Source organism: Phenylobacterium sp. Root700 (genome assembly GCF_001429025.1).
Lineage (GTDB): Bacteria > Pseudomonadota > Alphaproteobacteria > Caulobacterales > Caulobacteraceae > Phenylobacterium.
In genome coordinates this window covers 321,351-341,738 of the sequence record NZ_LMHT01000011.1, presented here as the reverse complement: position 1 = coordinate 341,738, position 20,388 = coordinate 321,351, and the positions used below count along the sequence as shown (strand labels likewise).

Annotated in this window: 22 protein-coding genes; 11 read left to right on the top strand and 11 right to left on the bottom strand. The window is 68.9% G+C overall.

The genetic code is table 11. From position 1 onward, the window contains the following. Nucleotides 1-7 precede the first annotated feature (7 nt). From ASE02_RS07170 to ASE02_RS22550, 3 genes are all read left to right on the top strand, one after another. The gene (locus ASE02_RS07170) at nt 8-844 is read left to right on the top strand and encodes a ChbG/HpnK family deacetylase (protein ID WP_056732592.1); all 837 of its coding nucleotides are present in this window, start codon (nt 8-10) and stop codon (nt 842-844) included. Beyond that, nucleotides 844-1,452 (top strand): TetR/AcrR family transcriptional regulator, encoded by a 609-nt coding sequence (locus tag ASE02_RS07165; RefSeq protein ID WP_082601909.1) that lies wholly within the window; start codon nt 844-846, stop codon nt 1,450-1,452. Before ASE02_RS07170 ends, ASE02_RS07165 begins: the two co-directional genes overlap by 1 nt. A gap of 116 nt (nt 1,453-1,568) precedes the next feature. Further along, complete coding sequence (locus ASE02_RS22550) at nt 1,569-1,910, top strand: PilZ domain-containing protein (protein WP_162257145.1); 342 nt, start codon at nt 1,569-1,571, stop codon at nt 1,908-1,910. Here ASE02_RS22550 and ASE02_RS07155 read toward each other — a convergent pair. Continuing rightward, a complete protein-coding gene (locus tag ASE02_RS07155; protein WP_056732586.1) occupies nt 1,907-2,167 on the bottom strand; it encodes a DUF1272 domain-containing protein in 261 nt (86 codons plus the stop codon). The two genes, ASE02_RS22550 and ASE02_RS07155, sit on opposite strands and share 4 nt — an antisense overlap. 178 nt (nt 2,168-2,345) lie before the next feature. Here ASE02_RS07155 and ASE02_RS07150 point away from each other — a divergent pair, with 178 nt between their 5' ends. Then, nucleotides 2,346-3,029: a PEPxxWA-CTERM sorting domain-containing protein gene (locus ASE02_RS07150; RefSeq protein WP_056732584.1), complete on the top strand. Its 684-nt coding sequence runs from the start codon at nt 2,346-2,348 to the stop codon at nt 3,027-3,029. A 57-nt stretch (nt 3,030-3,086) separates the two neighbouring features. On the opposite strand, the gene ASE02_RS07145 is transcribed toward ASE02_RS07150, so the two are convergent. The 3 genes from ASE02_RS07145 to ASE02_RS07135 are packed head-to-tail and all read right to left on the bottom strand — an operon-like array spanning nt 3,087 to nt 6,593. Then, nucleotides 3,087-3,347 carry a hypothetical protein gene (locus ASE02_RS07145; RefSeq protein WP_156405944.1) on the bottom strand — a complete coding sequence of 87 codons (261 nt, stop codon included), beginning with the start codon at nt 3,345-3,347 and terminating at the stop codon, nt 3,087-3,089. 49 nt (nt 3,348-3,396) lie between these two features. Next, on the bottom strand, nt 3,397-5,916 hold the full coding sequence (locus tag ASE02_RS07140; protein ID WP_056732581.1) for an ABC transporter permease: 2,520 nt from the start codon (nt 5,914-5,916) through the stop codon (nt 3,397-3,399). Then, entirely contained in the window at nt 5,913-6,593 is a 681-nt protein-coding gene (locus ASE02_RS07135; RefSeq protein ID WP_056732579.1) for an ABC transporter ATP-binding protein, read from the bottom strand. The genes ASE02_RS07140 and ASE02_RS07135 overlap by 4 nt, the downstream gene beginning before the upstream one ends. Nucleotides 6,594-6,648: 55 nt before the next feature. On the opposite strand from ASE02_RS07135, the gene ASE02_RS07130 reads away from it, so the two are divergent. Beyond that, on the top strand, nt 6,649-7,293 hold the full coding sequence (locus ASE02_RS07130; protein ID WP_056732577.1) for an arylesterase: 645 nt from the start codon (nt 6,649-6,651) through the stop codon (nt 7,291-7,293). Here ASE02_RS07130 and ASE02_RS07125 read toward each other — a convergent pair. The 3 genes from ASE02_RS07125 to ASE02_RS07115 are packed head-to-tail and all read right to left on the bottom strand — an operon-like array spanning nt 7,290 to nt 9,009. Continuing rightward, nucleotides 7,290-8,102, bottom strand: a complete 813-nt coding sequence (locus ASE02_RS07125; RefSeq protein ID WP_156405943.1) for a GIN domain-containing protein — start codon at nt 8,100-8,102, stop codon at nt 7,290-7,292. The genes ASE02_RS07130 and ASE02_RS07125 overlap by 4 nt on opposite strands. A 17-nt stretch (nt 8,103-8,119) precedes the next feature. Continuing rightward, entirely contained in the window at nt 8,120-8,686 is a 567-nt protein-coding gene (locus tag ASE02_RS07120; protein ID WP_056732573.1) for a DUF1700 domain-containing protein, read from the bottom strand. Then, nucleotides 8,683-9,009 carry a PadR family transcriptional regulator gene (locus tag ASE02_RS07115; protein WP_056732571.1) on the bottom strand — a complete coding sequence of 109 codons (327 nt, stop codon included), beginning with the start codon at nt 9,007-9,009 and terminating at the stop codon, nt 8,683-8,685. The genes ASE02_RS07120 and ASE02_RS07115 overlap by 4 nt, the downstream gene beginning before the upstream one ends. 121 nt (nt 9,010-9,130) lie before the next feature. Here ASE02_RS07115 and ASE02_RS07110 point away from each other — a divergent pair, with 121 nt between their 5' ends. Together ASE02_RS07110 and ASE02_RS07105 are read left to right on the top strand one after the other, a co-directional pair. After that, nucleotides 9,131-9,940 (top strand): peptidylprolyl isomerase, encoded by an 810-nt coding sequence (locus ASE02_RS07110; RefSeq protein ID WP_056732570.1) that lies wholly within the window; start codon nt 9,131-9,133, stop codon nt 9,938-9,940. Nucleotides 9,941-10,032: 92 nt separating this feature from the next. Next, nucleotides 10,033-10,665 carry a LysE family translocator gene (locus ASE02_RS07105; RefSeq protein WP_056732568.1) on the top strand — a complete coding sequence of 211 codons (633 nt, stop codon included), beginning with the start codon at nt 10,033-10,035 and terminating at the stop codon, nt 10,663-10,665. On the opposite strand, the gene ASE02_RS07100 is transcribed toward ASE02_RS07105, so the two are convergent. Continuing rightward, nucleotides 10,662-11,927 (bottom strand): MFS transporter, encoded by a 1,266-nt coding sequence (locus ASE02_RS07100; protein WP_056732565.1) that lies wholly within the window; start codon nt 11,925-11,927, stop codon nt 10,662-10,664. The two genes, ASE02_RS07105 and ASE02_RS07100, sit on opposite strands and share 4 nt — an antisense overlap. 66 nt (nt 11,928-11,993) lie before the next feature. On the opposite strand from ASE02_RS07100, the gene ASE02_RS07095 reads away from it, so the two are divergent. Continuing rightward, nucleotides 11,994-12,590, top strand: a complete 597-nt coding sequence (locus ASE02_RS07095) for a TetR/AcrR family transcriptional regulator (RefSeq protein ID WP_056732563.1) — start codon at nt 11,994-11,996, stop codon at nt 12,588-12,590. Here the strand turns inward: ASE02_RS07095 and ASE02_RS07090 are convergent. Next, complete coding sequence (locus ASE02_RS07090) at nt 12,572-14,218, bottom strand: amidohydrolase (protein ID WP_056732562.1); 1,647 nt, start codon at nt 14,216-14,218, stop codon at nt 12,572-12,574. The genes ASE02_RS07095 and ASE02_RS07090 overlap by 19 nt on opposite strands. A gap of 115 nt (nt 14,219-14,333) precedes the next feature. Between ASE02_RS07090 and ASE02_RS07085 the strand changes: the two genes are divergently transcribed. The 3 genes from ASE02_RS07085 to ASE02_RS07075 are packed head-to-tail and all read left to right on the top strand — an operon-like array spanning nt 14,334 to nt 17,797. Continuing rightward, nucleotides 14,334-16,073, top strand: coding sequence for a hypothetical protein (locus ASE02_RS07085; protein ID WP_156405942.1), 1,740 nt, complete (start codon nt 14,334-14,336; stop codon nt 16,071-16,073). A gap of 58 nt (nt 16,074-16,131) precedes the next feature. Further along, the gene (locus tag ASE02_RS07080) at nt 16,132-16,776 is read left to right on the top strand and encodes a DUF47 domain-containing protein (protein WP_056732558.1); all 645 of its coding nucleotides are present in this window, start codon (nt 16,132-16,134) and stop codon (nt 16,774-16,776) included. Nucleotides 16,777-16,780: 4 nt separating this feature from the next. Further along, on the top strand, nt 16,781-17,797 hold the full coding sequence (locus tag ASE02_RS07075) for an inorganic phosphate transporter (protein WP_056732556.1): 1,017 nt from the start codon (nt 16,781-16,783) through the stop codon (nt 17,795-17,797). A gap of 84 nt (nt 17,798-17,881) precedes the next feature. On the opposite strand, the gene ASE02_RS07070 is transcribed toward ASE02_RS07075, so the two are convergent. Both ASE02_RS07070 and ASE02_RS07065 read right to left on the bottom strand, forming a co-directional pair. Then, the gene (locus tag ASE02_RS07070) at nt 17,882-19,009 is read right to left on the bottom strand and encodes a dipeptidase (protein ID WP_200957624.1); all 1,128 of its coding nucleotides are present in this window, start codon (nt 19,007-19,009) and stop codon (nt 17,882-17,884) included. Then, the gene (locus ASE02_RS07065) at nt 19,009-20,352 is read right to left on the bottom strand and encodes an amidohydrolase family protein (RefSeq protein ID WP_056732552.1); all 1,344 of its coding nucleotides are present in this window, start codon (nt 20,350-20,352) and stop codon (nt 19,009-19,011) included. Before ASE02_RS07065 ends, ASE02_RS07070 begins: the two co-directional genes overlap by 1 nt. Nucleotides 20,353-20,388: the final 36 nt, after the last annotated feature.

Here is a 20,388-nt window from a genome sequence, read left to right as displayed (position 1 = left end):
TCGCGCGATGCTGAGCCTTGTCGAACGCCTGGGCCATGGCCCGCAGGACCGGCTGCTGATCGTCAATTGCGACGACATCGGCTCCAGCCACGCGGCCAACCTCGCCTGCCTCGAGGCCATGAGTGAGGGCGTGGCGACCAGCGCCACCCTGATGGTCCCCTGCCCCTGGGCGCTGGAAGCCGTCGAAATGTTCGCCGGCCTCGACGTCGGGGTGCACCTCACCCTGACCGCGGAGTACCCCGGCTATCGCTGGCGCTCGTTGACCGGGGCCGGGTCGCTGCACGACGCCCAAGGCTATCTGCCGACCAAGACCAGCCACGTCATGCGCTACGCCGACCCCGATGACGTGCGCCGCGAATGCCGCGCCCAGATCGAGCAGGCCCTGGCCTGGGGCGTGGACGTCACCCACATCGACTCCCACATGGGCGGCAACCAGATCGATCCGCGCTTCTTCGAGATCTACATGGAGATGGCGGTCGAGTTCGCCCTGCCGCTGCGGATGGTGGGTCCCGACATCGAGACGCTGCTCAGCTTCCCCTGCAGGGCGCCAGCGCAGGCCCGGGGCATCGTCTTTCCGGACGAGTTCGTCTCGGAATGGGGCCGTCCGACCCATGAACTGCTGGCGCAGGCCCTGCCCGCCCTCGCCCCAGGCGTCGCCGAGGTCAATCTGCATCCGGTCTATGAGGGCGCTGAGCTGCACGGCTACGACACCACCCAGGCCTGGATCCGTATCGGCGACCAGGCCTGCGCCATGGCGCAGTCCACCGCCGAACTGATCGCCGGCCAGCAACTCCGGCCGATCAGCTTCCGGCCGCTGCGCGACCTGCAACGCGGACTGATCTGATGACGACCGCGCCGGGAACTCGCCAGCCTCGCGGCCGGGCTCGGCGCGCCGCGGTGCTGGACGCCGCGCGGCGGCTGTTCTCGCGCCAGGGCTTCAAGGGCGCCAGCCTGGCCGCCATCGCCCAGGAGGCGGGCCTGACCGACGCCGGCCTGCTCTATCACTTCCCCACCAAGAACGACCTGCTGCTGGCGGTGATCGCCCAGGGCGATGAGGAGCAGGACGCCGCCTTGGCGCAGGTCCGCGCCGCGCGCGGCCTGCCGCTGCTGCACCGCATGGCCGCGTTCGGCGCCGATCTGGAGGCCGATCCCATTCTGACCGCCCTGGATGTCACGCTGGCGTCCGAACACCTGCAGGACGGCTCGGCCATCAACGCCTATTTCGTCGACCGCTACGAGACGTTCCGCGCCATGTTGGCTGAAGCGTTTCGGGAAGCCGCCCAGTCCGGCGACCTTCGCGCCGACCTCGACGCCGAGGTCGAGGCCGCCAACATGACGGCGGTGCTGGACGGCCTGCGGCTGCAATGGCTGCTGAGCGGCGGCGCGGTCTCGATGGCGGGCGGCATGCGCGCCTATGTCGAGGGCGCCCTAGCCCGGCTGTCGCCCCGTTAACCTTACGGCGCGACGACACGCCGCCTTTCGCAGGCCGCGCATTTCATGTGCTTTCAAGGCGATACGCCGACGGCAAGATTAAGCTCGCCGAAAGCGTTTGCTGCCAGGATGGCCTCGTGACCGCCCAAAATGACATCGACCGCCGCGAACATCCCCGCGAGGACACCAATCTCCGCGCGCGGGTCTTCTATGGTCAGGGCATGGCCCACTGGGCCGACTGCACCATCGTCGATCTCAGCAAGGGCGGCGCGCGCTTGCAGATCTCAGCCATCTACCCGCTGCCCCCGCGTTTCGTGGTGCTGCAGCTGAACGGCGGCATGGTCTATGACGTGCGCACCCGCTGGCGGCGCGGCGACATGACCGGCGTGGCCTTCGACGCCCAAAGCCATATCGAGACCAACACCGAGGAACGCCTCACCGCGGCGCGCCACGCCTGGCACGCCCTGAAGGCCGCCTAGGCCGCAGGTCGCCGCTCAAGGCAGGGACCGTCCTTGGCCAGCACCCGCTCGCTCGACGCTGGGCGGTGCGCCAACAAGGCCGCCGGCCGGATCGGCCTGGGAACGAGGTTCCCGCCGCAATTCGGACAGGCGCCGTTCAGCACCTGATCCACGCAGTCCGCGCAGAACGTGCATTCGAACGAACAGATGCGCGCATCGGCCGAGGCCGGCGGCAGGTCGCGGTCACAACATTCGCAATTGGGCTTCAGCAACAGCATGCAAGGCTCCTCGCCACGATGGGACCCGAGCGATGTAGCCCCGCCGCGATCAGAGGCGAAACGACATAATTCCCTCGATAAGCGACAAACTCCCTCCCAGGTGGCGCCGCCTTTGCGATGTGACAGTTCGTGAATTCAAATTGGGACGCCGCGGCGCCCCACCCGAGGGGACTACAAAATGAACATCAAAGGTCTGGTCCTGGCGCTGGCCGCCGGTCTGTCGATCTCCACCGCCGCCCATGCCGGCGTCACCGTCCACAATGACGACTTCCTGGGCGCGACCGGGAACTTCAACGGCTTCGAAGGCATCAGCAGCCCGTTCTATCCCGGTACGCAAAGCTACACCGAAGGCGGGATCAAGGTTCAGTATGTCGGTGGTCAGCTCACCACCCTGACCACCCTGAAGCCGTACGACCAACGTAGCTGGACCCCGCTGGGCGGCGGCCTCGGCTACACCAAGATCTCGCTGGCCAACGGCGGCGATTTCGACGCCATCGAATTCCTGGCGGGCACCAGCGCCCTGATCGGCGGGTCGCGCCTCCAGTATGAACTGTTCCTTGATGGGGCCATGGTGTTCAGCGGCTTCACCGGCTCGCTCGGCAACATCCACTCGACGCTGAAGACCATCGGTTTCGCGGGCACCGCCGGCCAGGTGTTCGACGAACTGCGCGTCCAGAACCTGTTCAGCAAGAACTTCAACGATAACGGCTTCGATCAGCTCGTGCTCGACAACATCACCGTCAACGCCATCAGCAGCGCCGTGCCGGAACCGGCCACCTGGGCGATGATGATCATCGGCTTCGGCGCCGTCGGCTCCATGGTCCGCAGCTCGCGCCGCCGCCAGGCCTACGCCTTCGCCTAAGACCGCCGAGTTGAGATCCGAAGACGCCGTCCGCTGAAAGGCGGGCGGCGTTTTTCGTCAGGCGTCCCAGAAACGCCGGCCGCCGGTGCGAGCGACATGGAAATCGCCGCTGACCGACAGCACGATCCAGTCGCCGGGCTGGGCGATGGTCCAGCCATCGGGGGTGCAGACCTGCACGGCGCCAGCCTCGGTCATGGCCTGGGCGTCGTCGCCCAGCCAAGCCCAAAGCTTATGCCAGCTACGGGTGTCGTGCGGAGGCGGCACCCTTAGCGCGGCGCCGTGATCGAATGCGGGACTGGTGGTTTGGGCGGACCTCATGAACAGGAATACGCCCTGCGTCGGTGACCAGATTCTTAATATGGGACAATCATTCGGCGCGGAGGGCCGCGGCCGGTCGTTTGGCGAGCGCATGCAGCGAGGCCAGCACGCCGCCCAACCCGGCCAGCAACGCCGCCCCGGCCACCAGCGCCGCGACCCCGGTCCAGTCCACGGCCCAGTCGGCCTTGAAGACCAGCGTCACCACCGGCCAGGCCGCCAGGCATCCCAGCCCGACCCCGGTCACCCCGGCGATCACTCCCACCGCGCCGTATTCCAGCACGTAGGCTGAAAGGATCTGCAGCCGTGAGGCGCCCAGGACTTTCAGGATCGAGGCCTCTCGCGTCCTGGCCTGAGCCCTGGCCGCGATCGCCCCGGTCAGCACCAACAGCCCCGCCAGGGCGGCGACCGCCGCCGCGCCACGGATCGCCAGCGCCAGGCGGTCGAAGAGTTCTGTCGCCGCCTCAAGCTGCTCGCGCACGGAAATGACGTTCACCTCCGGGAAGTCGCGCCCGAGCGCCCGGATCACGCGCGTCTCCTGATCCTTGCCGCCCTTGGCGATGGCGACGTGGCGCAGGTCCGCGCCCTCCAGGGCCGATGGCGTCAGCACCAGGGGGAAGCTCGCGCCGAAGCCGCCGACATCGACCTTGCGCAACACCGCGATCCTGGCCTCGATATCGCGGCCCAGGACCGACAAGGTGACGTTGTCGCCGACCTTCAGCCCGCCGGCCTTGGCGGCGTCGACCTCCATAGCCAGCAGCGGCGGGCCGCGATAGCCGGCGGCCCACCATTTGCCCTCGACGATATCGGCCGAGGGCGGCTGCGGCCCGATCGCCGAGATCGAGATGTCGTTGTCATAGGCCCAGCGCTCCTGCTCGGCGATCGCCTTGCGGTTCACCGGCTGGCCTTTCAGCGCCACGATGCGTCCGGTCAGGAACGGCGCCCGCAGATAGTTCTCCGTGGTCAGCTTCTCGCCGAACGCGGCGGCCACCACGCGGTCGAACTGCGCGGTCCGGGCGCCGGGAATTTCAGTGAACACCATGGCCGGCGCGGTCTTGGGCGCCACCTCGGCCACCTGGCGCAGCAGGCTGGACTGGATCAGCACCACGCTGGCCAGCAGCGCGACGCCAAGACCGATGGCCGGCGCCGCGGTCCGCGCCGCCGAGCGCGGCCCCGCCAGATTGGCCAGTCCCATGCGCAGCGCCCCGCGCGTACCGGCCCGCACCCGCCCAGCGCCCTTGGCCGCCAACAGGCCGAGGCCCCAGAGCAGGCCGAACGAAACCGCCACCCCGCCGATCATCAGACCCGCGGCCAGCGGCGTCGGGGCGGTCAGCACCGACAAGGCGGCGAGCGCCAGGCCTGCGATCGCCGCGCCCACCGTCTCGACGCTCAGCTTGAGGCCGCCCTGCACGTCGCGGCGAAACAGGCTGGCCGGCGGCGTCGCCCTAGCCCGCGCCAGCGGGACCAGCGAGAAAGCGGCGGCCGACAGCAGGCCAAAGGCCCCGGCCCGGATCAACGGCCCGGGATAGACGGCGAACAGGGCCGGAACCGGCAGGTCGGCGGGGACCAATCCCCCGAGGACGAAGGGCGCCGCGGCCCCCAGGACGAGGCCGATGGCCACGCCCAGCAGGGCCAGCACCCCGATCTGCGTCAGATAGAGATTCCTGATGAACGGTCCCTCGGCGCCCAACGCTTTGAGCACCGCGATGGCGGGCTTGCGATCTTCCAGAAAGGCGGTGACGGCGCCGAAGACGCCCAGGCCGCCGGCCACCAGGGAGGCCAGCCCGATGAAGCCCAGGAAGTATTCGAGCTGATCGATCAGCCAGCGCACGCCCGGCGCGGCGTCCTCGCGGTCGCGCATCCGCACGCTGCGATCCTCGATGGTCGTGCGCAGAGCCTTGCGCGCCTGCGTCGGCACAGCCCCCTGCGGCAGGGCGATCCGCGCCGTCTCCACGAATTGCAGACCCGGCTGCAGGAACCCCGCGTCCTCCACCGCCTGACGCCGGACCATGACCCGAGGCCCCAGCGCAAAGCCGCGCGACAGGCGGTCCGGCTCCTGAACCAGAACGCCGCGGACGATCACCGGCAGCTCGCCGACCAGCAGCCGGTCGCCGATCCGCAGGCCGAGCCGCTCCAACAGCACCCGCTCGACCACCGCGCCGGCCACGCCGCCGCTCGGCGCCAGGGCCGCAGCCAAGGCGCCGCCGCCCTCCAGGGTGACCTGTCCCGCAAGGGGATAGCTGTCGCTGACCCCACGCAACTCCACCAGACGGCGCTCGCCGGACGGCGCCTGCGCCATGGCGCGGGCTGCGACGGCCCAGGCCGTGCGGCCGGTCCCCTCGATGGCCTTGCGTTCTTCCGGCGTAAACAGCCGCTGTTCGACCGTGACGGCGAGGTCGCCGCCGAGGATCTCGCGAGCCTGGCTGGCCAGGCCCTGGCGGAAGGCTTCAGCCGTCGATCCGGCCGCGGCGATGGCCGCCACGCCCAGCGCCAGGCAGGCGAGGAAGATGCGAAAGCCCTTCACCCCCGAGCGTAGCTCGCGGGCGGCGAAGCGCAGGGCGAGCAGGTTCATGCCGGCAGCGCCACGCCGTCGCCCAGCCGGACCTGTCGGTCGGCGCGGGCGGCCAGGCGCGCGTCGTGGGTGACCAGCACCATCGCCGCCCCCTCCTCTGACACCAGGCCGAACAGCAGGTCGGCGACCATGGCGGCGTTGACGGCGTCGAGATTGCCGGTGGGCTCGTCGGCGAACAGCAGGGCCGGCCTGGGCGCCAACGCGCGGGCCAGGGCCACGCGCTGTTGCTCCCCGCCAGATAGCTGGTGCGGATAGTGCCGCAGGCGGCCCGACAGGCCGACCCGGTCCAGCCAGCCGCGCGCCACGCCGTCGGCGTCCGCCACCCCGGCGATCTCCAGCGGCGCGGCGACATTCTCCTCGGCGGTCATGTTGGGCAGCAGGTGGAAGGCCTGGAAGACCAGCGACACCCGGCCCCGGCGCAGCCGCGCACGGCCGTCCTCGGTCATCTTGGCCAGTTGCCGGCCGAGCAGCTCCACGGTTCCCGAGGTGGGACGCTCCAAGCCGGCGGCCACGGCGATCAAGGAGGACTTGCCCGAGCCCGACGGCCCGGTGATCGCCACCCGCTCACGCGGCGCCACGGAAAAGCTCAGGTCTCGCAGGATCTCAACGGGACCGGCCGCCGACGGAAGGGTGAGGCAGACCTCACGGACGACGAGCGGCGGATAGTCTTCGGACAAGGAGACCTCAGGGGTGATTGAGCTTCACGGGCTATGGCCTAGATAGGACAGCAGAATGGATCAGACACCCAGCAGGTTTCCGACAAGACGCGTCCTGATCGCCGGCGCCCTGGCCGCATGGCCGGTCCAGGCCCTGGCGCAGCGCCGCCGCGTCGTCACGGTGCTGGGCGACTCGATCACCGCGGGCCTTGGCCTGCCGGCCAGCGCGGCCCTGCCCGTTCAGCTCCAGGCCCAACTTCGCAAACTGGGGACGAACGCCCTGGTGCGCGGCGCCGGCGTCTCGGGCGACACCACGGCCGGCGGCTTGGCCAGGGTCGATTTCAGCGTCCAGAACGACACCGATGTCTGCATCGTGGCGCTGGGCGGCAACGACCTGCTGCAAGGCGTCGACCCCAAGCGGACCAAGGCCAATCTGGACAAGATCGTCGCCAAGCTCCGCGCTCGGAAGATCGCCGTGGTGTTGGCCGGACTACAGCCCCCGCCGGTGATCGGACGCACCTATGCGCGCGAGTTCCAGGCGGTGTTCCCGGCCGTGGCCAAGGCGCATGGGGCGCTTCTCTATCCCAACCTGTTGGCGGGCGTCGCCCAGGTCGCCCGGCTCAACCAGCGTGACGGCTTCCACCCCAACGCCCAGGGCGTGATCGTGATCGCCCAGGGCCTGGCGCCGGTGGTGGCCGGCGCCCTGAAGGCCCGCGCCTAGGTCTTCGAGGCCGAGACCGGCAACGGCGCGGAGGGCGGCGTATCGACGGCGTCGCTGCCGTCGTCGAACACCACGCGGCCCGAACCGGCGCGATCGGTCTCAAGATGTTCCGGACGGGTCGTCAGCTTCACCTCGCTCGACCCCGACGTCTCGATCTTGGCCGACAGCTTGGGCGCGATGGACGCCTCGCTGGAGCCTGACACGTCGGCCGTGGCGGTCTCTGCGCCAAGCGCCGAGAGATCGGCCTCGCTGGATCCCGACAGGTCGAGAACCACCTGCTTGGCCTCGCCCCGCGCCGTCACCTCCGAAGAGCCGCTGCCGACGATGGAGATCTTGTCCTGGCGGTACTCCATGATCTCTAGCTGATCGTCGCCGCCGACGTCGAAGTGGGTGACGCCCGGCGCGCTCATGACCACCCGCAGGCGGACATAACCCTCGACCGGCTTGTCGAAGCTGAGCTTGCCCTGCGACAGCCGCACCCGCTCGACGATGTCTCGCGGGCCGGTGATGCTGACCTTGCCAGGGCCAGGCGCCTGGGTGAACTCGATGGCGGCGGGAATGGCGAACTCGACCTTGGACGAACCGTCCCAGGCCAGTTCCCGCGTCGCGGTCGAGGCGGCGCGCTCTTCGTCGCGGTCGTCACGATCATGGCCGTGGTGGCGTTCGAAGCGGTCGCTTTCCTTCCAATCCGAATACCAGCCCCACTTGTGGGTGGCGAGGTCGGGGCCTCCCAGGGCCGCGGCGCCGGCGAAGGCGACGATGGCCACGAAGAAGCCGGTGATGGCGATCAGGACAAGGACACGGATCATGGGGCTGGCCACCTTGCTCATGACTGGGATTCGATCGCCGGCTTCAGCAGCCGGTAGTGGAGACGGCCGTACCAGACCAGGGCGTTGACCAGGCCGATCACGATCAAGGTCAGGATCGCGCCGAGCGAAGCGCCCGCCGCCATCAGGCCGATGCCGCCCAGCAGCGCCGTCAGCGGTCCGCCGGGCGGATCAAGGAACGGCCCGGCCGCGAACACCACGCCGCCGCCGGCGAAGATGGCGACCGCCGCGACGATCAGGCCAAACAGGGTCCCGGCCACCGTCATCAGAATCGGCAGCAGGATCAGCAGGTCGATGGCGCCCAGGCCCAGCACGGCGAAGATCGCCCCGGCGGCCGAGGTCGGATTGCGTTGTTCCTCCCACTTCTTCAGGCCGATCTCGGCGCGAAGCTCGCGAGCCAGCCGGGCCGGATCGCCCAGCGCGGCGGCGACTTCGTCCTCGGAACGGCCGGCGGCCAGCCCTTCGGCGAAGTGGGTCTCATAGTCGGCGACGGCTTCGGCGATCGCCTTGGCCGGCAGGCCCGACAGGCCCAGGCGCAGCCGGTCGATGAACGCTTGGCGGTTCATGCGGCGTCTCCCAGAATGATCTCGACCGCGCGGGAAAATGCAGCCCATTCCGCCTTTTGCGTGGAAAAGCTCATCGTTCCGGCCTCGGTCAGCTTGTAGTACTTGCGCGGCGGTCCCGCGGAGCTTTCGACCAGATAGGTGTCCACCAGCCCGTCGCTCTGCATCCTCCGCATCAGCGGATAGATGGTGCCTTCCCCCATATCGATTCCCTCGGCCAGTCGGCTCGCGATCTCGTAGGCGTAGCTGTCGTGCTGGGAGAGCAAGGCGAGCACGCAAAGCTCGAGCACCCCCTTCTTCAGCTGGACTTGAACGGCTTCGACCACGACGCATCTCCAATGTGCGCTAACAGGTACCGCAAGGTAGCGTGCGTAACAAGGTAGCTTGCATTACATCTTAGTAAGCTGGACCTAGGCGGACGCTCCGGCCTCGCCGATAGTCGCAGCCATGATCCGCCCTCTCCTCGCCGCCGCCCTCCTCGCCCTCGCGCCAGCCGCCCACGCCGCCGACTGGCGCGCGCTGGACCCGGCCCAGACCCTGGTGATCGACACCTCCAAGGGCCAGATCATCGTGGAGATGCGGCCGGACTTCGCGCCGCTGGCCGTCGAGCGGATCAAGCTGCTGGCCCGCGAGGGCGTCTATGACGGCCTGCTGTTCCATCGCGTGGTCGATCATTTCGTCGACCAGACCGGCAACCCCAACAACAAGGACGGCGGGGTCTCGCGCCATCCCGACCTGGCGCCGGAGTTCACCTTCCGCCTGCAGGAGGGCGACAAGGCCGCTGTCGTCTCGCGCTCCAGCGACGCCGTCTCCGGCTTCATCGGCGCCACGCCCTTCACCGCGGCGTCCGACGTCGAGCTGAAGCGCAATCCGGCCGCCGGCCGCCTGGCCTGGGGCGCCTATTGCCCGGGCGTGGCCGGCATGGGCCGCCAGGCGGGCGAGACCACCGCCAATTCCGAGATCTTCTTCATGCGCGAGGCCAGCCGCCGGCTGGACCGCGACTACACCGTCTGGGGCGCGGTCGTTCAGGGGCTGGACGTGGTCCGCGCCATGACCGTCGGCGAGCCGCCGGCCAATCCAGACCGCATGATCAAGATCCGCCTCGCCGCCGACCTGCCGGCGGCTGAGCGCCCCCGGATCGAGGTGCTGGACGAGCACGGCCCGGCCTTCAAGGCCCTGGCCCAACAGGTCCGCACCGCCAAGGGCGCCGATTTCAGCGTCTGCGACATCCAGCTGCCGACCCGCCCGATTCCGTAGCACCCCCGGCGATCTATCGCCTCAAGGCGGAAAACTGATGCGACGACTTCGCCGACCTCGCCTATGACGCCTCACGAACGGAGGGACGTCGCATGGTCGCCTGGACGGATTGGATTGCTTTCGGATTGATCGCGCTGGGCATGGCGCTGACGCCCGGCCCGAACATGGTCTACCTGATCTCCAGATCGATCTCGCAGGGCAAGCGCGCGGGCCTGGTCTCGCTGGGCGGCGTGGCCCTGGGCTTCATCTTCTACATGCTCTCGGCGGTGGTCGGGCTGACGGCCTTGGTCATGGCCGTGCCGCTGGCCTATGACGCCCTGCGGATCGCGGGCGCGGCCTATCTGGCCTGGTTGGCCTGGAACGCCCTGAAGCCCGGCGGCGCCTCCCCCTTCGCCGTCCGCGAGCTGGAGCCGCACTCCGACGCCAAGCTGTTCGCCATGGGCCTGTTCACCAACCTGCTGAACCCCAAGGCCGCTGTGCTCTACCTCTCACTGCTGCCGCAGTTCATGCACCCCGAGCGTGGAAACATGCTGCTGCAAGGCGTCACCCTAGGCGCCACCCAGATCGCCGCCAGCGTCGCCGTCAACGGCGTGATGATCCTGGCGGCCGGATCGGTGGCCAGCTTCCTGGCCGCGCGGCCGACCTGGGCCATGGTCCAGCGCTGGCTGATGGGCACGGTGCTGGGCGCCCTGGCCGTGCGGATGGCGCTGGATTCGCGACGCTAAGCCAAGGCAGGCTTCGCGCTGCGGCGGATCATCAGCGAGGCGGCGGCGGCGACCAGGGCCGCGACGCCGGCCAGGACGAAGGCTTCCAGATAGCGTCCCTGCGAGGCCCGCAGCACGCCGGCCATCACCGCGGCGGTGGCCGCGCCGGCCTGATGGCCCGCGGCGATCCAGCCGAACACGATAGGTCCGTCGCGGTCGCCGAAGGCCTCGGTCGCCAGCCGCACGGTCGGCGGCACCGTGGCGATCCAGTCGAGGCCGTAGAAGACCGCGAACACGCCGAGCGCGACGATCGAGAAGTCTGTGTAGGGCAGCACCAACAGCGAAAGGCCGCGCAGGGCGTAATAGACGAACAGCAGCTTGCGTGGGTCGTAGCGGTCGGTCAGCCAGCCCGACAGGGTGGTGCCCACCAGGTCGAACAGCCCCATCACCGCCAGCAACGTCGCCGCCCGCGTTTCCGGCAAGCCCTGGTCCGCGCACATGGCGATCATGTGGACGCCCACCAGGCCGTTGGTGGTCAGGCCGCAGACGAAGAAGCCCCCGAACAATAGCCAGAAGGTCCGCGTCCGCGCCGCTCGGAACAGCGCGCCGAACGCCACCCGCAGCGCCCCGCCCGCCGCCGCCTGCGGCGCGACATAGTCGCCCGGCGCGCCATAGGGCCGCTGACCGATCGCCTCGGGCCGCTCAGGCAACAGGAACCAGACCAGCGGCGCCAGCACCGCCATCACCACCGCTATGGTCAGCACCACCGGACGCCAGCCGCCGGCCTGCGCCATCATCGCCATGCCCGGCAGGAAGATCAGCGAGCCGGTGGCGGTCGAGGCGGTCAGCAGCCCCATCATCAGGCCGCGCCGCGCGACGAACCAGCGGTTCACCACCGTCGCGCCCAGCACCATCGCCACCGCGCCAGAGCCCAGGCCCGACAACACGCCCCAGGTGAGGACATAGTGCCAGGGCTGCGTCATCATCGCCGACAGCGCCGTCGAGGCCGCCATCAGGATCAGCGCCAGGGTCACCGTCCGGCGCACGCCGAACGACTGCATCAGCGCCGCCGCGAACGGCCCGGTCAGCCCGTAGATGAAGATGCCGATGGCCGCGGCCGCCGAGATCGCGCCCCGATCCCAGCCGAAGGCCCGCTCCAGCGGCAGCATCAGCACGCCCGGCGCGGCGCGCAGCCCGGCCGCCGCCATCAGGGCGATAAACACCGCGCCGGCCGCCACGAATGCGTAGTTCTGGCCAAACGGTCGGGAGCGCGCTATCGTCATGTTACTGACCTGTAAGTTTCAATCCCGATATACGTACCGGTCAGTTACATCGTCAAGCAGGCAATCATGGCCGACCCGAAAAGTCCTGAGACCACTCCCCTTCGCGCCGCCGACAAGATCCGGCAGACGGCGCGCGAGCTGTTCTATCGCGACGGCATCCGCGCCGTCGGGGTCGATGAGATCGTCGCCCGCGCCGGCGTGACGAAACCGAGCCTCTACCGGACCTACCGCTCCAAGGACGAGCTGACGGTCGCCGTCCTGGTGGAGAGCAGCGGGACGTTCTGGGGCTACCTGAATGAGGCTGTCGACGCCCACCCGGGCGAGCCGCGCGCCCAGCTCCTAGCCTTCTTCGCGGCCCTGGCCGAACGCACGGTCCAAGCTGACTATCGCGGTTGCCCGTTGAGCAACGCCGCGGTCGAGTACCCGCAGAAGGGCCACATCGCCCGCGCCGCCGCCCAGGATCACAAGGGCGAGGTGCGCCAACGCCTACGCGACAAGGCCCGCGAACTCGGCGTCGCCAATCCCGACGGTCTGGGCGACGCCCTGTTGCTGCTGCTGGAGGGGGCCTATCTCACCACCCAGCTGTTCGACACCGGCCGCCCCTCGGCCGAGGTCGGCCGCGCCGCCGAGGCCCTGATCGACGCCTATCGGGGCGCTTCGTAGACGACCCTGCCCCCGACGATGGTCATCACCGCATGGGCCTTGGCGATCTCGGCGAACGGCGCGGTCATCAGGTCGACCGAGAACACCGAGACATCGGCCGGCTTGCCGAGCGCCAGGACTCCCAACTCATCCTCGTGGAAGGCTGCGTAGGCCGGCCCCTTGGTCAGCATGGTCAAGGCCTGCTGGCGGGTGACGGCCTCATCCAATCCCCACTCCGGCCCAGCGAAGCCCTTCAGGTCATGGCGGTAGGCCGCGGCGTAGAACTCGACCAGGGGGTCGCCCTTCTCCACGGGGGCGTCCGATCCAGCCGCGATCACCGCGCCGGTCTTCAGCAAGCTCTCCCAGGCATAGGCGCCCTTCAGCCGCTCGGTCCCCAGTCGACCCGGCGCGAAATAGAGATCGCCGATCGCATGCGACGGCTGCATCGAGGCCACGACGCCAAGCTGGGCGAAACGCGGCAGGTCTTCTGGGGCCAGGACCTGGGCGTGCTCCACCCGCCAGCGCGCCGCCTTCAAGCCTGCGGCGTCGGCGCCATAGGCCTGCTGATAGGCGTCAAGCACCAGACGGTTGCCGCGATCACCGATGGCGTGGGTGGCGATCTGGGCGCCGGAGGCCTTGGCCTGGACCAGCACAGCCTTGATGGTCTCGGGCGGGGTGAGCAGCAGGCCGGTCCCTTCGGCGTCGGCGTAGGGCGCCAGCAGCGCCGCGCCGCGCGATCCCAGCGCGCCGTCCATGTACATCTTCACGCCGCGGATGCGGACCAGGCCGGTGACGTCCTGCGAGGGGCCGTCCTTCAGAACCCCCTGCCCCTGCGCCTGGCTCATATAGTTGTCGACGCGGATCGGCAGTTGCCCTCGCCCAGCCAGCGCCGCCTGCATCGCCACCTCGTCAACCGAGGCCCCCATATTGTGCAGGCCCGTCCAGCCCCGTGAGGCGTAGAGGTCGACGCCGCGCTTCACCGCCTGCGCCTGCGCCGCCGCGCTCGGCTTCGGCAGCTTGGCCTCGACCAGATCCATCGCATTATCGATCAGCATGCCGGTGGGCTCGCCCGCCGCGTCCTTCAGGATCTGGCCGCCAGCCGGCGCCGGCGTGTCGCGATCGATCTGGGCCAGGGCCAACATCTGCGAATTGGCGACCAGGGCGTGACCGTCGGCGCGGGTCAGCACCACCGGCCGGTCAGGAACCGCGCGATCCAGATCGGCGCGGCTGGGGAAGCGCTTCTCCGGCCAATGGGTCTCGATCCAGCCACGTCCGACAATCGGATCAGAGCCAGGATGCTGGGCCGCCCAGTCCTTCAGCCGAACGACCAGCGCCTCGATCGAGGGCGTTCCCTCCAAGGTCAGGGTCATTTCGCGAAAGCCGATACCCGACAGATGGGCGTGGGCGTCAACGAAGCCCGGATAGGCCGCCGCGCCCTTTAGGTCGACATCCTTGGCGCCAGGCGCCGCCTTGCGGGCGCCCGCTAGGCTCCCGGCGAAGGCGACCTTGCCATCCTTGACCGCCAGGGCCTCGACCTTGGCCGCGCCGGTATAGATCGGCCCGCCGTGGATCAGCAGGCTCTGGGCGGCGGCTGGCGCGGCGAGCGCCAGGCCGACCGTGAGGATCAGGGGGCTGAGGATCGCGCGCATATCGGCCTCATCGAGTCATTGAGGCGTCATTGATCGGCGATCTTGGCGGGCAAGGAAACAAGCAAGCGCCGCAGTAGCACTAGCCACGCTTTCGCAGACCAGCCAGATTGTGGTCATGAGTCCGGGGGGCGAAGGACGGTCGACAGGGAGGGTCTCGCGCATCGGCGCGGGCCTGCAGATGCTCGTCGTGCTGGCCGTCCTCGCCGTCTACGCCAACCGCGCGGCGCTGGACCTGCCGCTCTATCCGGCGACCGAGGGCGGCTATCTTATCCATGCGCTGTACGGCAAGGCGTTGAGCGCCCAGCCGGCCCTGTTCGCGCAAGTCGAGCGTCTGAACGGCACGGCCTATTTCCTGATCATCCGGGCGGCGACCTACGCCACGCACGACCTGCTGCCCTGGATGCGCGTCCTCGGCGGCCTCGCCTATTTCGCGGGCCTGCTGCTGGTCTATCAGAGCGTCCGCGTCCACCTTCAACGGGGTCAGGCGCTCGGCTTCCTGCTGCTGGCGCTCGCCTTCCCCTATTACCGCTTCGCCTTCGCCGTCCTGCCGGAGGGCTGGTTCGTCGGGGTCCTTGGCCTGATCGTCCTGCTGACCACCCGGCTCTATACGCCCCGGCCGCTCCTTCACGCGATCCTCGCCGGCGCCCTGACCGGGCTGCTGGTGATGTTGAAGCCGCAGGGCCTGGCTGTCGCCGCGGCCTTCCTGGTCCTGGCCGTCCTCGACCTGCTGCTGGGACGGCGCGACGCGCGTATCCTGGCCGGACGCATCCTGGTGTTCACCGCCGGTTTCCTGGTCTCGGGCCACCTCACCGCCCTGGCGGCCAACCAGCCGATCACCTCGCCCTTCGACTTCGTCACCAGCGCTCTGAACAGCCAGGTCATGGCCGGCGCCGTCGCGCTCGCGCCGGTGGCCTCATCGATGCTGATCTTCGCTGGCGTTCCCGCGCTGGCCGGCCTGGTGCGGATCGAGATGCGATGGCGCTGGTATCGCCAGCACAGGCGAGGCTTCCGCCTGGAGCCGCTCGAGGTCGGCTTCCTGCTGGTGCTGCTGTCGTTGCTGGCCACCCTGGCCACGACCGGGATCGGCCATGGCGGCGGGATCGCCGGCCGGGTATGGGGCCGTGACCTCGAACTCTTCGTCCCGATCCTCTGGCTGACGGCGGCGGCCTTCATCGGCGAGTTCGATCGGGCCGGCCTGCGCTGGTGGCGGGTCGCCATGGCGATCGTCCCGGTCGTCGGCGTCGCGGGGTTGGTCGCCTGCCTGCTGAACGGGGCGATGCTCCTGCCCTGGGATTCCGCGGCGGCGAGCGCCTTCTTCCGCCCCGACCTGACGAAGTTCGACCTCGCGCCGGCCGTTTCCTATTTCGCGCTCGCCATCGCCGCCATCCTCGCGGCGGCGGGAGCCATGGCGTTCACCGCCGGGCCGTCGCACCGAATCTGGCTCACCTACGTCGTCGCCGTGGCCGTGCTCTCCACGGCGGTGGATATCGCGTGGGAAAACTCGATTGAAGCCAAGCGGGCGCAATTGAGCGTCGAGCTTCGCACCGCCAAGGCGATCATGATGAAAAGGCGTGGCGGCGTGGCCGTCGTGGTCGACGATCGAAGCACCGCCAACACCCTGTTCTGGGGTCTGCAGGCCAGGCCGGAAGTCGTTCTTGCCAGCCCCGGCCAAGCGCTCGCCGCGCCTCGCCTGGCCCAGGCCGACACCGTGATCGTGTCGGGCCGTCATCGCCTCGACGGGACCTGGACGCCGGTGTTCCAGGGCAAGTCATTGAAGGTGTTCAGCCGCGCCGCACGGCCGCACCCGCGCGCCGACAGCGGCGAGGCTCTTGGGTCAAACGCAGGAAGCGGCTAAGAGCGCGCGGGAACAGCGCGCCTCCGCGGTCGCGACCCACATACGACGGACGGGAAAGATGCTGAGCTGGTTCCAGGCGATTATGCCGAAGGAATTGAAATTCTTCACGCTTTTCAGCAATCACGCTGAAACGCTGGTCGAAGGCGCGAGCGCCCTGCGCGACGTCATGAAGGGCGGCGACGGGGTCCCCGAGGCCTGCGCCCGAGTCGTCGCGCACGAAGACGCCGCCGACGTGATCACCCGCGAGGTGCTGCTCAACGTCCGCCGGACCTTCATCACCCCCTTCGACCGGGGCGATATCAAGGACCTGATCACCTCGCTCGACGACGCCATCGACCAGATGCAGAAGACCGCCAAGGTGGTCACCCTGTTCGAGCTGCGCGAATTCGAAGATCCGATGCGCGAGATGGCCGACATCATCGTCGAGGCCGCCGTGCTGACCCGCGAAGCCGTCGGCCTGATGGCCAACATGCGCCAGAACGTGGCGCGCCTGAATCAGCTGACCGAGCAGATCACCCATATCGAGGATCGCTCCGACGCCATCTACGACGCCGGGCGCAAGGCGCTGTTCCTGGCCCACCGCCATGACGACCCGATGGCCTTCGTCGTCGGCGTCGACATCTACAGCCACCTTGAGAAGGTGATGGACCGCTTCGAGGATGTGGCGAACCGCATCAGCGGCATTGTGATCGAGCAGGTCTAGGCGCGTGGAGCTCCTTGCTGGCTACGGGCCGCTGCTGATCTTCCTGATCGTTGTCGCGCTGGCGTTCGACTTCCTGAACGGCCTGCACGACGCGGCCAACTCCATCGCCACCATCGTGGCGACGCGGGTGCTGCCGCCCTTCGCCGCCGTGGCCTGGGCGGCGTTCTTCAACTTCATCGCCTTCCTGTTCTTCGGACTGCACGTCGCCAAGACAGTCGGCTCGGGCATCGTCATGCCGGAGTTGATCAGCGACGGCCTGATCTTCTCGGCCCTGATCGGGGCCATCGGCTGGAACCTGCTGACCTGGTGGATGGCGATCCCCTCCTCCTCGTCCCACGCCCTGATCGGCGGCTTGGTCGGCGCGGGCGTGGCCAAGGCCGGCGCCAGCGCCGTGCTCTGGAGCGGCCTCAGCAAGACCGTCTTCGCCATCGTGCTGTCCCCGGCGACCGGCTTCTTCCTGGCCCTGCTGCTGGTGCTGATCGTGTCCTGGACCTTCGTGAAATTCACGCCCTGGGCCGTCGACGGCGTGTTCCGCAAGATGCAGTTCGTCTCGGCCTCGCTCTATTCGCTCGGCCACGGCGGCAACGACGCCCAGAAGACCATGGGCATCATCGCCGCCCTGCTGATCGCCCACGGCATGGGCCCCGCCGACGGCCAGTTCCACGTGCCCCTGTGGGTCGTGCTGTCCTGTCAGGCCGCCATGGGCCTGGGCACCCTGTTCGGCGGTTGGCGGATCGTCCACACCATGGGCTCGAAGATCACCAAGCTCTCGCCGATGCAGGGCTTCTGCGCCGAAACCGGTGGGGCGATCACCTTGTTCGCCGCCACCAGCCTGGGCGTCCCGGTCTCCACCACCCACACCATCACCGGCGCCATCGTCGGCGTCGGCGCCGCGCGCCGGGTCTCGGCCGTGCGCTGGGGCGTGGCCAAGGAGATCGTCACCGCCTGGGTTGTCACCCTGCCCGCGGCGGCGCTGATCAGCGCCCTGACCTACTGGGTCGCCGGCCGCTTCATGGGTTGAGGCCGTAAGCGCCTCGGCGCTCGAAAACACGGCGAGATAGAAATCAGGGCGCGCCTCCGTTCGATCTGAGCCGCGCCCTATATTTTAGCCCCAGACCCGCTCGGCGTAGGACACGAAGTTCGCGCCCAGCACCTTCTCGATCACCCGCGGCTTGTGGCCCTTGGCCTTCATCATCGCGGTCAGCTTGCGGAACTGGTCGGGCCCGCGCAGGTCGATGATGAAGGGGTGGGTGTCGGCCCGCTCGCCCTTGGCGGCGATGCCGGCGGCCTTGCGCTCTTCATGCTCTACGGCGATCGCGGACTTGTAGGCGTCCATGTCGTCGATGGTGGCCACCGAGCCGTCGGTGCCGATCCCGACATGGTCCTCGCCGCAGACCTTCAGGGCGTGGCCGATATGGGCCACCACGTCGTCGGCCTTGGCGTAGCTGTCAGGGGCCAGGAACGGCATGAAGTAGATGCCGACGAAGCCGCCCTTTTCCGCCACGCCGCGCAGTTCGGCGTCGGTCTTGTTGCGCGGCAGGTCGGTCAGGGCCCGGCAACCTGTGTGGTTGATCGAGATCGGCGTCTTCGAAGCGGCGATGGCGTCCAGGCAGGTGCGCTCGCCCGAGTGCGACAGGTCCACCATCACCTTGGCGGCGTTCAGCTTCGCGACCACCTTGCGACCCTGCTCGGTCAGGCCCCGGTTTTCCGGAACCATCGAGCCGTCGCCCAGCATGTTGGCCGGATTGTAGGTCAGTTGGATGATCCGGACGCCGCGCGCGGCGAACTCGTCGACCCGTTCGGCGTGCTCGCCGATCTGGACCGCGTTCTGGAAGCCGTAAATCACCCCGATCTTGCCGTCCGCCTTGGCGCGGCGGATATCGGCGGCGGTGCGGACCAGCAGCAGCTTGCCGCTGTTGTCGGCGATCACCTTGTCCCAGGCGTCGATGGTTTCCAGCGTATAGGCGTAGGGGTCCTGGGGACCGGCCACATAGCCAAGCGTGATGTTCACCGCCGTCAGGCCCGAGGCCAAGGCGTCACGCAGCGCACGCTCGTCGAAGTCCAGCCTCGAGGTGTCGGCGGCGAGGCCGGCCGGGCGGCCGATCTGCAGGTTCGGGTTCGCCAGGCCGCCCAGGGCGTTGACGATGATCGGCTCGCCGCTCGCCGCGCGGGCGAGAGCGGGTGTGGCGGCGAGTGCGGCGGCGTAGCCCAGGGTTTGGCGGCGCGAGATCATCAGTCTTCCTTCCGAACGGCGGCGTCCGCCTTGGGATCAAAATCGGCTCGCGGATAGGTCTTTCCGCGCTTGATGGTCAGGGTCAGGGTCCGCAGAGCTCGAATGTCCTTCGACGGGTCCTGGTGGGTGAAAATCAGATTGGCCAGCTTGCCGGCCTCGACCGTGCCGAAGTCCGGGTCCTTGCGGACCGCCAGCGCCCCGTTGCGGGTCGCCGCGACAATGGCCTGCATCGGGGTGAAACCGGCCCGGTCGACCAGCAGCCCCAGTTCTTCGTAAAGCGCCGGATAGGCCGCGTCAGGGGCCGAGAAGCCATCGGTCCCGGCCGAGACGATCACCCCGGCGCGCAGCGCCTGGTTGGTAAGTTGGGCCGCCAGCTCGGTCGAGCAATAGGGCTTGGTCGGCCGATCCTTCATGGCCTCATAGATCCGCACGGTGGCGTCCAGCACGACGCCGCCCGCCTTCATCTTGGCCAGCAGCTTGGCGATTTCCGGATGCACGGACTTGCCGAACTTCTCTTCCTGGACGGCGGCGCGGTTGTGGTACTGGCCCGGGATCTGGTCGGAGACCTGATAGGCCAACATGCAGACGTGGCTGACGGCGTCGACGCCGGCGTCCAGCACCTCTCCCGGCGTGGCCGGGAACACCGCGGCATGCGCCCAGACCGGCACGCCCTGACGATGAGCTGCGGCGGTGATACGCGCCACCTCCTCGCCCGGCAGGTTCGCATAGATCTTGATCGCCGAGGCCCCGATGCCGCGCGCCTGGGCCACGGCCAGCGGCAAGTCGGTCTGCGGCGTGATCGCCTGCATCCAGGAGACCTCGCCGCCCTTGGCGCCCAGCGAGGCGGCCTGCACCCGCTTGTCCTCGAAGAACGAGGGGCCAGCCATCAGGGCGGCGTAGTAGATGTCGGGTCCGGGGATCTCGCCTATGCGGGTGGCGCGCGACAGATCGGCGACATTGCGCAGATCGTCGGCCATGTCGCGGATCGCGGTGACGCCGCTGTAGAGGTCGCGCTTCAGATGCGCCTCGGCGAACCGGCGGTTCGGCGGCGTCGCCAGATGTTCGTGACTGTCGATCAGGCCCGGCAGCACATATTGGCCAGCCACATCGACCACCACCGTCTGCGGCGGCAGCTTGAAGGCGATCTCGCCGTCCTTCCAGACGCGCTCGATCCGCTCGCCCTTGACCAGGATCGACATGCCCGGCCGGGCCGGCGCGCCGGTCCCGTCGATCAGGGTCGCGCCCTTGTAGACGGTCAGTCGTTCGGCCGAGGCCTGTGCCGCGGCGAGCTGAGGGAAAAGCGCAAGGCAGGCCGCCAGGACCGCGAACGACGAACGGATCATCCCGCAGCCTATCGCGGCCCGACTTGCGCCTACAAC